This is a genomic window from Novosphingobium sp. TK71 (assembly GCF_055361505.1).
Window position 1 is genome coordinate 521,765 of record NZ_CM143962.1, and the last position, 14,170, is coordinate 535,934.

General features: G+C 63.0%; 14 protein-coding genes and 1 tRNA gene. 10 read left to right on the forward strand and 5 right to left on the reverse strand.

All coding sequences use genetic code 11. The features are described from left to right. Both ACXJ16_RS02280 and ACXJ16_RS02285 read left to right on the forward strand, forming a co-directional pair. Entirely contained in the window at positions 1–675 is a 675-nt protein-coding gene (locus ACXJ16_RS02280; RefSeq protein WP_054440456.1) for a response regulator transcription factor, read from the forward strand. After that, a complete protein-coding gene (locus ACXJ16_RS02285) occupies positions 676–2,034 on the forward strand; it encodes a HAMP domain-containing sensor histidine kinase (RefSeq protein WP_463921139.1) in 1,359 nt (452 codons plus the stop codon). A gap of 81 nt (positions 2,035–2,115) precedes the next feature. Here the strand turns inward: ACXJ16_RS02285 and ACXJ16_RS02290 are convergent, their stop codons facing one another. From ACXJ16_RS02290 to yghU, 3 genes are all read right to left on the reverse strand, one after another. After that, positions 2,116–4,191, reverse strand: a complete 2,076-nt coding sequence (locus ACXJ16_RS02290) for a TonB-dependent siderophore receptor (protein WP_463921140.1) — start codon at positions 4,189–4,191, stop codon at positions 2,116–2,118. Positions 4,192–4,569: 378 nt separating this feature from the next. Then, positions 4,570–4,644: transfer RNA gene (locus ACXJ16_RS02295), tRNA-Gln, on the reverse strand. Positions 4,645–4,727: 83 nt separating this feature from the next. After that, positions 4,728–5,576 (reverse strand): glutathione-dependent disulfide-bond oxidoreductase, encoded by an 849-nt coding sequence (gene yghU / locus ACXJ16_RS02300; RefSeq protein ID WP_324696030.1) that lies wholly within the window; start codon positions 5,574–5,576, stop codon positions 4,728–4,730. 207 nt (positions 5,577–5,783) lie between these two features. On the opposite strand from yghU, the gene ACXJ16_RS02305 reads away from it, so the two are divergent. From ACXJ16_RS02305 to ACXJ16_RS02315, 3 genes are read left to right on the forward strand one after another with little or no spacing between them, the layout of a single operon-like run. Beyond that, positions 5,784–6,428, forward strand: a complete 645-nt coding sequence (locus tag ACXJ16_RS02305) for a TetR/AcrR family transcriptional regulator (protein ID WP_463921142.1) — start codon at positions 5,784–5,786, stop codon at positions 6,426–6,428. A gap of 53 nt (positions 6,429–6,481) precedes the next feature. Then, positions 6,482–7,681, forward strand: coding sequence for an aromatic ring-hydroxylating oxygenase subunit alpha (locus ACXJ16_RS02310; RefSeq protein ID WP_185997028.1), 1,200 nt, complete (start codon positions 6,482–6,484; stop codon positions 7,679–7,681). After that, positions 7,678–8,016 (forward strand): hypothetical protein, encoded by a 339-nt coding sequence (locus tag ACXJ16_RS02315; RefSeq protein ID WP_463921143.1) that lies wholly within the window; start codon positions 7,678–7,680, stop codon positions 8,014–8,016. Before ACXJ16_RS02310 ends, ACXJ16_RS02315 begins: the two co-directional genes overlap by 4 nt. A gap of 115 nt (positions 8,017–8,131) precedes the next feature. Here ACXJ16_RS02315 and ACXJ16_RS02320 read toward each other — a convergent pair whose 3' ends face one another. Then, positions 8,132–9,232, reverse strand: a complete 1,101-nt coding sequence (locus ACXJ16_RS02320) for a branched-chain amino acid aminotransferase (protein ID WP_054440437.1) — start codon at positions 9,230–9,232, stop codon at positions 8,132–8,134. Positions 9,233–10,049: 817 nt separating this feature from the next. Continuing rightward, positions 10,050–10,589, reverse strand: a complete 540-nt coding sequence (locus ACXJ16_RS02325) for a hypothetical protein (protein ID WP_454797433.1) — start codon at positions 10,587–10,589, stop codon at positions 10,050–10,052. 47 nt (positions 10,590–10,636) lie between these two features. On the opposite strand from ACXJ16_RS02325, the gene ACXJ16_RS02330 reads away from it, so the two are divergent. From ACXJ16_RS02330 to leuB, 5 genes are all read left to right on the forward strand, one after another. Then, on the forward strand, positions 10,637–11,431 hold the full coding sequence (locus ACXJ16_RS02330) for a TlyA family RNA methyltransferase (protein ID WP_463921144.1): 795 nt from the start codon (positions 10,637–10,639) through the stop codon (positions 11,429–11,431). Between the two features lie 105 nt (positions 11,432–11,536). Continuing rightward, positions 11,537–12,091, forward strand: coding sequence for a TspO/MBR family protein (locus ACXJ16_RS02335; protein ID WP_324696019.1), 555 nt, complete (start codon positions 11,537–11,539; stop codon positions 12,089–12,091). Positions 12,092–12,138: 47 nt separating this feature from the next. After that, positions 12,139–12,387, forward strand: coding sequence for an accessory factor UbiK family protein (locus ACXJ16_RS02340; protein ID WP_054440429.1), 249 nt, complete (start codon positions 12,139–12,141; stop codon positions 12,385–12,387). Positions 12,388–12,481: 94 nt separating this feature from the next. Then, positions 12,482–13,087 carry a DNA repair protein RecO gene (recO, locus tag ACXJ16_RS02345; protein WP_054440427.1) on the forward strand — a complete coding sequence of 202 codons (606 nt, stop codon included), beginning with the start codon at positions 12,482–12,484 and terminating at the stop codon, positions 13,085–13,087. 18 nt (positions 13,088–13,105) lie between these two features. Next, complete coding sequence (gene leuB / locus ACXJ16_RS02350; protein WP_324696015.1) at positions 13,106–14,149, forward strand: 3-isopropylmalate dehydrogenase; 1,044 nt, start codon at positions 13,106–13,108, stop codon at positions 14,147–14,149. The last annotated feature ends 21 nt before the right edge of the window (positions 14,150–14,170 follow it).

Below are 14,170 nucleotides of genomic sequence, written 5' to 3' on the forward strand. Positions count from 1 at the left end.
ATGCGAATCCTGATAGTGGAAGATGACGAAGAAACCGCCTGCTTCATCGCGAAGGGACTTGAGGAAGCCGGGCAAGCCGTCGTCCTGAGCCGCGATGGGCGCGATGGGCTGTTTCAGGCGACCGGTGGCGGATTCGATGTCATTGTGCTCGATCGCATGCTGCCGGGGCTCGACGGGCTTTCGTTGCTCAAGGCGCTGCGCGCGGCGGCGGACGCAACGCCGGTCCTGATGTTGACCGCGATCGGCGGAATTGCCGACAGGGTGGACGGGCTGGAGGCCGGGGCTGACGATTATCTGGTGAAGCCCTTTGCCTTTTCCGAACTCGCCGCGCGGATCAATGCTCTGGGCAGGCGGCCGCAGGCCCGGATGGAGGGGCACTTGCTCGCTGTGGGCGACATCCTGCTCGACCTCCATCGCCGCACGGTCGAACGGCGGGGAAGCCGCATTGCCTTGCAGCCGCGCGAATTCGCGCTGCTGGCCGAATTGATGCGCAATCCCCGGCGGGTGATGACGCGCACGATGCTGCTTGAACGGGTGTGGGATTTCGATTTTGATCCCAAGACGAACATTGTCGAGACCCACCTCAGCCGCTTGCGATCCAAGCTCAACGCCGGGTTCGAAGAGGATGCCATCGAGACGATACGCGGGGCCGGCTACATGATCCGGGGCGGATAGATGCTGCGGAACCTCTGGCGAACCACTTCAGGGCTGGTCGGGATCGTCGCCGTCGCATTTGCGCTTGCCACGCTAGCGATCGGCCTCGCGGCTTACGAAGTCACTCACGAGGCGCTGGAGCAGCAGCTCGACCATCGTATCGCCACTGAAACCGCCGGGTTGCTGGCGGAAGCACATTCCAGCGGACTCCCGGCGCTCGCCGCTGCCATCGGTCGCCGCGAAGCCGCGCGGTCGACCTCCAGCCTCGAGTACCTGCTGGTGGACGAAGCCGGTGAAAGACTGGCGGGCTCTCTCGATGCCCCGGTTCCCGGAAAACAGGGCTTCGAGGAGTTTCTCCACTATCGGCGGCAAGGGCAGGGCTACCTTAGCGAGGATGCCATCGCACAGGCCCTGACAACTGCGGTTCCGGGCGGCACGCTCGTGATTGCAGCTGATCGCTCCGACCTCGACGAGATCGACCGGACGCTGGCCGCGCTGTTCGCAAGCTCGCTCGCGGCCATGCTCATCCTCGGGTTGGCGGCGGCGGTCCTGATCGGTTGGATTACCCGGAGACGCCTGAGCCGGATCGATGCGACGGCACAGGCGATCATCGGCGGCGATCTGGCCCGGCGCATTCCCCGGGACAATTCCGGAAGCGAGTTCGATCGGCTGGCCGGCACGCTCAACCGGATGCTCGACCGGATAGAGAGCCTGATGGAAAACCTGCGACAGGTATCGAGCGATGTCGCTCACGATCTGCGCACGCCGCTTACGAGGCTCTGCAACAAGCTCGATGAAGCGGCGCGCGAACCGGAAGCGCGAATTCGCGCAGATATCCTCGACACAGCGCGTGCGCAGGCGGGCGAATTGCTCGAACTGTTTTCGGCCTTGCTGCGGCTGGCGGAAATCGAGGGCTTGTCCGACCGGCTTCCGCGCCGCCGCGTGGATATGTCGGTGCTGCTCGACCAGATGGCAGAGAGCTACCGCCCCGACATCGAGGACAGCGGCCGCACTCTCCAGGTTGATTTCCCCGCCGGACTGGAAATCGAAGGCGACCGCCGCCTTGTGAGCCAGGCAATCGCCAACCTTCTCGACAATGCCTTGCGTCACACGCTGGGCGGCACCGCAATCTGCATGACGGCCAGTTCCGGCGACGAGGGCATAAGCGTCGAGGTCGCGGATAACGGTCCCGGTGTGGACGAGGTCGAAGGACAGCGCCTGTTCGAGCGGTTCGCCCGCAGCGAGCAGGCGCGGTCCAGTCCGGGGCATGGGCTGGGCCTGAGCATGGTTCGCGCCATCGCGCAGGCACATGGCGGGCGGGCCGAGTTGAGGAACGGCGCTCCCGGTCTTGCCGTGGTCCTCCATTTCCCGCCGATATGAACGATCTCAGCCTGTTTTCGGGGCAGGAATTTCCGGCGAAGCATTCATGCCCCGCCGGAGAAAACCGGGTGAGGGTCGGCCTTAGAAGTGGGTCGAAAGGCTCAGCTTGACGCTCGGCGGGAGCCCCTGGGCAAGAAGGCTCGAGCCGGTCGACGCCCAGTAGCGCTTGCCTGTCACGTTATCCGCATAGACGCGGATCGTCGTCGGGCTTCCGGCAAGGTCGAAGTTGTAGCTCGCTCCGAGGTCGAAGGTCACGTAGCCCGGCACGAAAGCCTGGTTGAGCGCATTGACCGCGCGGCGGCCGACATGGAACATACCGGCCGAGACCCGCAGGCCCTCGATCACGGGGACGCGGTATTCGGCGAAGATCGAACCCGAATACTTCGAGACATTCTCGATCAGCTTCCCGACAACAGTAGCGTTCCCGGACTTCTGCTGGGCGTCGAGATAGAGGGCGCTGGCGGAGATCGACAGGCGCGGAAGCACTTCACCGACTGCGCTTACCTCGATGCCCTCGTACACGGCCTCGGCATCCTGGACGAAGTAGTTCGCGCTGTTGAGGTAGGCCGAGGGACGCTTGATGTGGAAATAGGCGGCCGTCATCAACATGCCCCGGATCGGCTCGACCTTGAGGCCCACTTCCTTCTGCTTGCTGACCGCCGCCGGGAGGATTTCACCCGCATTGTTGGCGATCTGCTGCGCGATCGGTCCGGGTTCGAGGCCTTCGATATAGTTGGCATAGACATTCGCCCAGGCCACCGGCTTTACCATCAGCCCGTAGGACCAGGTTCCCGGCTTGATCTTGTAGTCCGAGGTGCGGCTGACATCGCTGTAGTCGGTCTTGCGATAGCCGATGGTCGCCTGAAGCCAGTCGCCGAGCGAGGCCCTGTCGAAGATGTAGACGCCAAGGTCCTCGACCCGCGACGGGTTGGGAATGATACGTGGCGGCTTTGGCTGCTGCGGAATGGCAACCGGGTCGTAAAGGTTCTGGGCAAAGCTGTATCGCACCGCCGTCGGCACGTTGCTGTCGCGGGTGTAGTAGGAGACGCCGACCATGACATTGTGCGTGATCGGTCCGGTCCGGAACGAGCCGGAAATATCGCTGCGATAGATATTGTTCTTGTAGTCGTTGCCGCTGGTCATCGCCACCGATACGGTTCCGTCCCCGGTGCCGAGATTGTAGCCACCGAAGGAGGAATAATAACGGCTTCGCGTCAGGTAGGATTGGCCGACGGCGAAGGCGATGCGCCAGTTCCGCGCAAAATCGTAATTCACGCGCGCCAGCAGGTTCGTCGAATGCCCGCTACCCTGCATCCATGACGCGCCCAGGTTTTTCGAAGGGGACTGGAGGGGCGGAAGCGCGATGGTTCCGTTCACGGCGGCGGGCAGGCTGAACTCCGTCGGCTCGGTCACGGACTTGTAGTTGTATTCGGCGTCGAGCAGGATTTCGAGGCCATCGAGGGGGCGCCAGTCGAACGCTCCCGAAATGAAGCGTCTGGCGCCGGAACTGCGCTTGATCCCGGTTTCGATCGAGGATGTCCCGGCATTTACCCGCAGGCCTGCCGATCCGAAGCTGCGGCTGACATCGAAGTTCGCGCCGACGGATCCGTTGGAATCGCCCATGAAGTCGATACGGTTGATCGGTGCATCCTCAGGGCGTTCGGTCACAAGATTGACGATGCCGGAAGGGGTTGCGAAGCCGTAGTAGAGCCCCGCCGCACCCTTGAGGACTTCGATGCGGTCCTTGCTCTCGATCGGTTGCTCGATCAGGTTGACGATCGGCAGGACGCCGTTCCAGCGCACGTTCGTGAAGTTGTTGAGAGTGATGCCGCGGATCGCCAGGTTGCTGTAGATGGCACTGTTGATCTGGGCCTGCGTGACGCCGGGGGTGTTCCGCACGGCGTCGATCAGGGACCGGGCCTGCTGCGCTTCCAGCAAGTCCTTGGTCATGACTGCGATCGTCAGCGGCGTATCGCGCAGGCGTGCGTCGCGGAAGGTGCCGGCCTGCACGAAATCCGCGCTGAAGCTGTCTCTGCGGTCTGCCGTGACAACGATATCCTGGGCGGGAGCGCTAGTTTCCTCAGTGCCTTGAGCCGCTGCGACACCGGGCATCGCAGCGAGGGCAATCGCCGGAATCGATGCGCCGACAAGGGCCATGCAGATCCCGGGCCGAGCACGCGTGACTGATGACAAAACTAATCTCCCTGAACATCAAACTTATGGTCGCGCAAATACGCAAATGCGAAACATTTGCAATAGTGCCGTCGCGAAACGTCTCGGCATTTCGCGGTCGGCGGTGTTCGGGAAGGTGGTTGCGCCGGTGGGCAGCCCGAGGGTGCACGGCTATGAGCCCGGCCTTGTCTGGCCGGTGCAGGGCAGCAGTTTGCTGTGGGCGCCGCTCGCATTCTGAGACGCGATCAGGTGATGGGGCGCGAGGGTTTGATTTGGGGATACGGAACTTAAAGCTCAACGCCGCTAATGCCGAATGGAGGACATGCCGCAGGATTGGCATATCATAACTTCAGCAGAACTACCTGGCTGGGGCGGCAGGATTCGAACCTGCGAATGCCGGTACCAAAAACCGGTGCCTTACCACTTGGCGACGCCCCAGCAGGGAATGCGCGCTTAGCGGCTAATGCAGGCGCTGAAAAGCCCTTTGAAGAGAGTTTTCCAGCGCCGGCATTTCAGCAGGCTCAGGCCTTGAGAACAATGTCGATATCGGCGGCGGAATGCCGTTCGCGGACCATGCCTTCACCGTTGCGGTTTACGATCCGGCCGCGTTGAACCGGCGTGCGGGCGCCGACTTCCTCGCCCCAGCGCATCAGGTTTTCGTAGCTGGCAACGTCAAGGAAAGTCGCCGCATCTCCATAGGCGTCGCCGCGCACGAAGCCGCCGAACCAGCCATAGGCGGCTATGTCAGCGATAGAATATTCGCTTCCCGCCAAATAGCGCGACTCGCCGAGGCGCTTGTCCGCCACGTCGAGGATGCGCTTGGTTTCCATGGCATAGCGATTGATCGGATATTCGAACTTCTCGGGCGCATAGGCGTAGAAATGTCCGAAACCGCCGCCGATCAGCGGAGCCGTCGACATCTGCCACATCAGCCAGGACAGGCACTCCGCGCGCTCGGGATAGTTGGCGGGCACGAACTTGCCGAACTTTTCCGCAAGATAGAGCAGGATAGCGCCCGATTCGAAAATTCGCACCGGCTTGTCTGCGGAATAGTCCAGCAGGGCGGGGATCTTCGAGTTCGGATTCACCGAAACGAAGCCCGAACCGAACTGGTCGCCTTCGCCGATATTAATGAGCCAGGCGTCGTATTCCGCCTCCGCTACCCCTGCGGCAATCAGTTCTTCCAGCAGGATCGTGACCTTTTGCCCATTGGGAGTACCTAGCGAGTAGAGTTGCAGGGGGTGCTCTCCGCGTGGCAGTTCCTTGTCGTGCGTCGCCCCGGAAACCGGACGATTGATGCTCGCCCATTCGCCGCCGTTCCCCTTGTCCCAGGTCCAGACTTTCGGCGGCGTGTAAGTGGGATCGGACATGAGCAACTCCTTGATGTCGTGGGGGCTGATCTAGGAATGGCCTTCCCGGGCGGCAACCCCGATGCGGCTGATTGCGACCTTTGTGCTGTGGGCGACACAATAGTCCGAAGAGATACTCGACTGTCGGTGATTTCGATTGTAAATCAATCAGCTAGTGGTTTTATACGGCACTCGGCAAAACGGCGCCGGCAAACTGGCAGGAGGCGAATGACTAAACAGATCGACGCACCGGGAACTCCGGCGGGCCGGCGGCAGCCCTCGCGCCGCCGCAACAAGGGCTTCGAGGAAACCCATGGGGTCCTGATCGACACGGCTGTGCGGCTGATGTCGGAAAAAGGGACCGAAGCGCTGTCGCTGTCCGAAGTGGCGCGCGAAGCGGGTGTTAACCGCACCACCGTCTATTACCATTTCGACAGCCGCGATGCCTTGCTGGTGGCGGTTCGGGAATGGTCGGCAAACCAGTTGGCGGCCGCATTCGCACCGTCCGACACGGCAGAGAACCGCACCCGCTTCATCACCCGCTTCGTGCTCGAAAATCCCGAGGTGATCGCGCTCTGGACCGAGGAATTCCTCGCGCCGGGCCGTATCGGCAATCGCTACCCCCATTGGGATGCCCTTGTGGCCGGCTTGCGCGAGCAGTTCGCGGAGATGGGAGAAACGGACATCGACGCGGAATCGTTCAGCACATTGCTGCTGACATGGGCGATGATCGGGCCGCGCGTCTATCGCAATAGCGTCCGGCCTGACCTGCCGCTGGACGATGTCGTCGAACGGCTGGCGAAGAGCCAACTCGCCATGCTGCGCCTGATAGGCGTTACGCCAGGCCGCGATATTACGACAGATGTGTTGTAAGAATCGATAGGCCACCATATCCTGCTCCCGACAAAAGCAAGGGAGAGGATGCAATGAACGGGCAGGACGCGGCCTTCGAGCCGGTGGGCAAGGACGAACTGGCGTGGCTTGGCACGCGGCCTGTGCCCGCCGCACCCTACCACGATCCGGACTGGTTCGAACTGGAGCGAGAGGCGGTGTTTCGCCGTAATTGGCTCCAGATCGGCCATGTCTGCGAGGTTCCCGATCGTGGCAGTTTCATCCGCCGCGAGGTCGAGGTGCTCAAGGCGTCCATCCTCGTCACGCACGGCAAGGACGGGGTGATCCGGGCTTTCCACAATGTCTGCACGCATCGCGGCACCCAGTTGGTCGATGCCTGCGAGGGAAAGCAGAGCACCTTCAGTTGCCCCTATCACATGTGGACTTTCGGGCTGGACGGCGGACTGATCTCCGCGCCGGATTTCGAATCCTTCCACGTTTCCAAGTCGGATTGCGCTTTGCCCGGCCTGGCCTGCGAGGTGATTGGCGGCCTCATCTTCGTTCACTTCGGAACGCCCGCGATGAGCCTGCGTGAGGAACTGGGACCGCTTGCGGAAAAGCTGGAGCAGATGCCGGTGGGCCGCGCCACCACCTTCTCGGAATATGTCTACGAGATCGACGCGAACTGGAAGCTGACGTTCGATAATTTCCAGGAAAACTATCATCTGCGCTTCATTCACCCTGCTGCCGCGCAACCGGTTTGCAGCGCGGACAATCCGTTCGGTTATCCGGTCTCCTACGATTTTCATGGGGCCCACCGAGCGCAACGGATCTGGACGAACCCGAATATGCCTCCCCCCGCGCCGATACAGGGCGAGGCTTTCAGGCGCGGCGGGGTATCCGCCATGGCGGATGGTTTGTTCGGCGCCGAAACCGTGAAGGACTATCTGGCGCTGTTCCCGAACTTCTTCCTGTTCGGCTCACCGGTGCAGCATTTCTCGCACGTGGTCATGCCGCTCGCCCATGATCGTTCTCGTGGGGTTATCCGGCTTTACTGGGTGGGGGAAGACGAGAGTGCGAGTGAGCGGTTCGCTCGTGAATATGTCATGGCGACGGCCCGGGATGTTCATGCCGAGGATAGATCGGTGATCGAACGCGGGCACAAAGGGCTCGCCAGCGGGGCCTTGCGGCATATCCATTTCCAGTCTCAGGAATCGCTTTGCCGGCACCTGTTCAACGAGGTCGAGCGTATGGTGCAGGCCTTTCGCGCCGAGCGGCTGGAGGTGGTGCGATGAGCGTATCGCTTCCGGCGGGATTCGCGGTGCTGGAACCCTTCGTGTCGCAATGGGCCATCGGTGGCTCCGCCGCGCGTGCCGAGCAACGTGGCCGTTCTTTGAAAGAGCAGCGTGAGGCGTTCTACGTGGCGGCCAGCGCGCATCTTGGCGCCGCTCTCGATCATCTCGATGCGCGCGGGCTGCACGAGTTCGATCAGGGGGATGACAGGCTGATGAACCTCATGCTGAGCCTTGCGCACGTTGCGCTGGCGGAAGAGCTTCAGAAGGACGCCGAGGCGACACATGCCACTTTTCGCAAGTTCATGGAGATCACGCGGACACCGGCAGGGGCTTGAACGCCGAGGCCGACGATGTCCGATGCAATCGGCGCGCCAACCGCGAGAGCGGGGCGCGCCGGAAAGGTAGAAGTAAAGCATCAGGGAGAATGGCTCCCCGATGCTTGCTTCATGTTCAGGAGACCTTGCGGATCCAGCCATGCGTATCGGCAGCTTCGCCACGCTGGATCGAGACCAGGCGGTTCTTGAGCTTGGCGGTAAGCTGGCCGGGGCCGCCCGAACCGATGGTGAATTCACCGTCGCGGCCCGAAACCTTGCCGACCGAGGTGACCACGGCGGCGGTACCGCAGGCAAAGGTTTCGATCAGCTTGCCTGAATTCGCATCGTCGCGCCACTGATCGAGGCTGTACTTGCCTTCCTCGACCTTGAGGCCTTCCTCGCGGGCGAGCTGCAGCAGGCTGTCGCGGGTGATGCCGGGCAGGATCGTGCCGGTCAGCGCTGGCGTGAGCAGGGTGCCGTCCTCAAACACGAAGTAGAGGTTCATGCCGCCCAGTTCCTCGATCCACTTGTGCTCGGCAGCATCAAGGAAGACGACCTGGTCGTGCCCGCGAGCGATGGCTTCGGCCTGGGGGACGAGGCTGGCAGCGTAGTTGCCGCCGCACTTGGCCGCGCCGGTGCCGCCGGGGGCGGCGCGCGTGTAGTCGGAAACCCAGATCGAGACGGCAGGCGCGCCCGACTTGAAGTAATTGCCTGCCGGGCTGGCAATGACGATGAACTTGTACTGCTTGGCCGGGCGCACGCCGAGGAACGCCTCGGTGGCGATCATGAAGGGGCGCAGGTAGAGCGAGGCGCCTTCGCCGTCCGGGATCCAGCTGCGATCGATCTTCACGAGGCGTTCGATGGCTTCGACGAAAAGGGCCTCGGGAAGCTCGGGCATGGCGAGGCGCTGGGCCGACTGGTTGAAGCGCGCGGCGTTCGCCTCGGGGCGGAACAGAGCCACCGAGCCGTCGGTCTGGACATAGGCCTTGAGGCCTTCGAAGATTTCCTGCGCGTAGTGCAACACTGCTGCCGCGGGATCGAGCGCAATCGGCTGGCGCGGGCCGATGACCGCGTCATGCCAGCCCTGGCCTTCGGTCCATTCGATGACCACCATGTGATCGGAGAAGTTCGTGCCGAAACCGGGGTTGGCAAGTACGGCCTCACGCTGTTCCGCGCTGGCGGGCGAAGGGTGGGGCAGGGTGGTGAAGGTCAGGCCGGCATCGGCGAGAGTCGCCATCGAACGAAATCCTCTTGTAGACGTTCCGGCTCCGTTGAATGAAAATTACACTCAAGGCAACCGAAAAGTAATTTTGATACTCAATTTTATAGTATTACCACGCTGCAGCGGGCGGAGCCATGGCATGGGCCATCCGCAGATCGGCGGGAAAACTGTCGCGGAACGGCCTTAGCCCCGGAAAACCCGCAAGTGCCAGTGCGAAATTCGCTTGCCGCGATGCGGGGAGGATAAGCCGGAGGCGTGACCTTGCGAGGCGACAGCCCGAGAAACCCTGCCCGGAGACGGCGTTCGACCTGCGGGAATCAATTCGCGCCATGCAAATGAGAAGGGCCGCCCCGGTTGCCCGGTGCGGCCCTTCGCATGGTCAGCGGCCGGGAAGTGCCGCCAGCGAAAGCCTTTATCGCTTCATCAAAATTTAGCGATAATGCCTCGCGACGGAAATTGCCGACCTCTCTGCTGAACCATGAGACATCGGATCACCTCCTTTCGCGCTGTTGAGCCAAGGTTGCCGCACTGAAGCGGCCGGACTTCGGTAACTCTCGGGCGCGTTTCCCGGGGCCCGTCGTCCTGAGAAAATTTGTGTCCGATTCCGCACCGCACAACAAGTCTTGAATTCATATTTTTTGCGGTCATTATCGACGCTTCGGGTGAGTTTTCCCCAGCCTTCGCGCCGCATTGACGGCTCGATTTCGGGGGCTGGAAAGTGCGGCCCGAATGCCCTTGAAATGACGTGAAAACATTCCGGAAGGGCGAGAAGTTATGGGCTATTTATCCGCCTTCTCGCCACGATTCCTGTTCAATTTTGCACGTTGCGCTCTCAGCGACAGTCCTCGATGACGCGCGAGATTTCGGTCCAGCTCGGGATATAGAGCGGCGCCATGCCCTGGACTTCGGCGGCAAAGCGACCGCGGCTGAAGGCCATGGCGTCAAGCAGGCGGTCCCGTGCCGGCAGGTCCACCTGAACGCCGCCGTTCACGGGCGATGCCGTGAGCACGCGGCTGGTGTCCGAGGTGGAGATGGAAAGCGGTACCGGGCCGTTCGCCGCGCCGCTGCGGAACAGTGATACCGTGGCCGATCCTCGGTTGCAGCGTATTCCGAAAGTGCCATTGGCGAAGCTGGCGATACCTGGCGAGGCGATGCTCCAGTCGCCCGGTGTCTGCGGGGCGTCTCGCCAGTCTGCGGCAGGCGGGGCTGTCGGAGCGGGAGGCGCGACGGGGGCGGGCGCCGGGCGCGGAGCGGGCGGCGGGCTGCTCGGCGCTACGCAGCCGGCGACCATCGCCAGCGCGGCGAGCGGGGCGAAAGCGAGTTTCTGGGGGAACGCGGAGAGAGCCGGGCGTCGGCGCGGATTTGCCTTCATGAGCCCGGTATGGAATGAGGCGCGCTTCATCTCAAGTATGCAAAGCCATGACTGACCCGTCCGAACCCCGCTCCGTCGAAAAGAAAGCACCGCATTCCAAGGGGGCATCCGCAAAATTGCGTGTCGATCAGGCGTTGGTGGACCGCGGGCTTGCCGAAAGCCGCACGCGTGCGCAGGCGCTGGTGCTGGCAGGGCTGGTGTTTTCCGGCGAGACCAAGATCGCCAAGCCCGGGCAGAGCCTTAAGGCCGACGCGCCGCTTGAAGTGCGCGGGCGCGATCACCCCTGGGTTTCGCGTGGGGGCATCAAGCTGGCTCATGCGATCGAACATTTCGGCCTCGACCCGGCGGGGGCTGTCGCCATGGACATCGGCAGTTCCACGGGCGGGTTCACCGACGTGCTGCTCAGCAATGGCGCTGAGCGCGTGTTTGCGGTGGATTCGGGCACCAATCAGCTCGCCTGGAAACTGCGTCAGGACCCGCGCGTAACCGTGCTGGAACAGACCAGCGCCCGCGTGCTCACGGCGCAGCAGATCGATGCATCGTGCAACTGGGTCGTGTGCGATGCGAGCTTCATCGGGCTCGCAAAGGTTCTCGAAGTACCGCTCCGCCTTGCCGCACCCGAATGCAGGCTGGTTGCGCTTATCAAGCCGCAGTTCGAAGTCGGACGGGGCGAGGTGGGGAAGGGCGGAGTCGTGCGAGACCCCCTGTTGCACGAGCGAGTCTGCAGCGAGGTGCGGGACTGGCTCGAAGGCGATGGCTGGGTGATCCAGGGGATCGTCGAAAGTCCGATCAAGGGCCCGGAAGGTAACGTCGAGTTTCTCGTTTCGGCGCAACGTGGATGAATTTCGGGATATCAGGTGATTGCGCGCCGGGCAGGCTCGTTACACAACTTGCCGGAATCCACCGCCTGATGTCGCGGTTTTCCTGATTCGGGAGTTGCTAGGGGAATGAACCTGATCGCTTCGTCGGGCCAGTTGCGCGCCAGCCTGCTGCGCTGGTCGCTTGTGCTCGTCCCGCTGGTCGTGCTGCTGGGCTTCATCTCGGGCAAGGTTTCGCAGAGCGGGCCCGGCAATGCCTGGTTCGATGCATTGGCAAAGCCCGCCACTTATCCGCCGCCCATCGCCTTCCCGATCGTCTGGACGCTACTCTATGTGTTGATGGGCGTGGCGCTGGCGATGGTCTGTTCGGCGCGCGGCGCGCGCGGACGCGGGCTGGCGGTGGCCGCGTTCGTCCTGCAGTTCGCGCTTAACCTGGCGTGGAGCCCGGTGTTCTTCGGCGCCCATCAGATGACCATCGGACTCGCGGTGATCGCGGCGATGGATTTCGCGGTGCTTCTGACGATAGCGCTGTTCTGGCGGATTCGCCCCGTCGCGGCGCTGCTGCTCGTGCCCTATCTCGTGTGGATCTGCTTCGCGACATACCTGAACTACGCGTTTCTTGAGGCGAATACCTCTCTCGATGGTGCTGAAGGGCCGCGGGCGGTGGAACGCTTCGAGATTTGAGCAAAGGGCTCTTGCGCGGCTTCGCGCAACATACCAAATAGGCTCCCATGCAAAGCGAAAACCCTTTCGTCGCCGACTTCGTCAAGATGATGAACAGTGCCGCCGGCACGCTCGCCGGCGTGGGCCGGGAAGCCCGCGACAATGCGCGTGAGCGCTTCAAGGAATTCATGGGCGACATGGACTATGTCACCCGTGAGGAATTCGAAGCGGTAAAGGAACTTGCCGCCACCTCGCGTGCCGAAGTGGAAACGCTCAAGGACCGGATCGCCGCACTCGAAGCCAAGTCCGGTTCGTAGTTCCGGCCCCGCGAAGGCCGGGTCGTCCCACGCCTTCTCGCGTTTCGTTTCCCTGATCGTGCGTCGCTGTAGCTGAGGCCCTGCAAGCCGCATCATGCAGCTTCGCGCTTCCGCCATCGTTTGTGCCTCCCGGCCTCACGGCGAAACAGCCGCCATCGTTCGCCTGTTGACGGCGGAAGCGGGTCTCGTCGCGGCCTATGTCGCCGGAGGCAGGGGGCGTGAACTGCGGCCGGTGCTGATTCCCGGCAACGGCGTCGAGGCGGAAATCCGCTCGAAAAGCGATAGTCAGCTTCCTTTCGCCCGCATCGAACTGGTTTCCAGTCGCGGCCCATGGCTGGGTGAACCGCTCCCCGCCGCCGCTATCGCCTGGGTCACGGCGCTTACCGCCACCTGCCTGCCCGAGCGCCATCCCTATCCCGCGCTTTACCAGGCGCTTGGCGCGCTGCTGGAGGCGATCTGCGTTGCCCCCTCCGCCCGGGGCTGGGCGCTGCCGCTCCTGTCCTACGAAGTCCTCCTGCTGCGCGAGCTTGGCTACGGCGTGCCGGTTGCGCGTCCCGAGGATGACGACTGGGGGGCGATACTCACTACTTTCGACCTGCTCGGCCGCGAACTGGCGCGCTATCCGCTTGCCGATCGGCGTGGAGACGCTATGGGGGCGCGCGTCCTGCTGCGTGAGCGGCTGGGGCGGATTCACGGTTGACGCCAAGCGGAGAACGACATGCGCATTGCGGTATTTGCAGGAGACGGGATCGGTCCCGAGGTCACCGAGCAGGCAGTGCGCGTGCTTCAGAAGCTCGATCTTCCAGGCCTCGAACTCGTCGAAGGCGATGTCGGCGGCGTCGCCTATCGCAAGCATGGCCATCCGCTTCCGGCCGAAACCCTGGAAATCGCGCGTTCGTCGCAGGCGATCCTGTTCGGCGCGGTGGGCGATTTCTCGTGCGATCATCTGGAGCGTCACTTGCGCCCGGAGCAGGCCATTCTTGGCCTGCGCAAGGAGCTCGGCCTCTTCGCCAACTTGCGCCCGGCGCAGGTTTTCGCGGGCCTCGAGGACCTGACCACGCTTCGTCCCGAAGTCGCCAGCAAGATCGACCTGCTGATCGTGCGCGAACTCAACGGCGATGTGTACTTCGGCGAGAAGGGCATGCGCACGCTGGAAGACGGCCGCCGCCAGGGCTGGGACATGATGTCCTACGCCGAGGATGAAGTGCGCCGCATCGCGCATGTCGGCTTCACGGCGGCAATGGGGCGTTCGAAGAAGCTTTGCTCGGTCGACAAGGCGAACGTCCTCGAGACCTCGCAGCTCTGGCGCGATGTCGTGATCGAGGTCGCCAAGGAATATCCCGAGGTCGAACTCAGCCACATGTACGTCGACAATGCGGCGATGCAGCTGGTGAAGAACCCCGGCCAGTTCGACGTGATCGTCACCGGCAATCTGTTCGGTGACATTCTTTCCGACCAGGCCTCTATGTGCGTGGGCTCGATCGGGCTGCTGGCTTCGGCCAGCCTTGCCGAGGGTACTTACGGCCTTTATGAGCCGATCCACGGTTCGGCGCCGGACATCGCGGGCAAGGGCCTTGCCAATCCGATGGCAACGATCCTCTCCGCGGCGATGCTGCTGCGCCATTCGCTTGGCCTCGAAGTCGAAGCTGCCCGTATCGAGGCGGCCGTGGCGAAGACCCTGGCGGACGGCATCAAGGGCGGCGATCTGGGCGGTTCTGCGGGAACGCGGGAAATCGGTGACGCGGTCGTCGAACGCCTGTAAGGTCCCGCGACCTTAACTGAC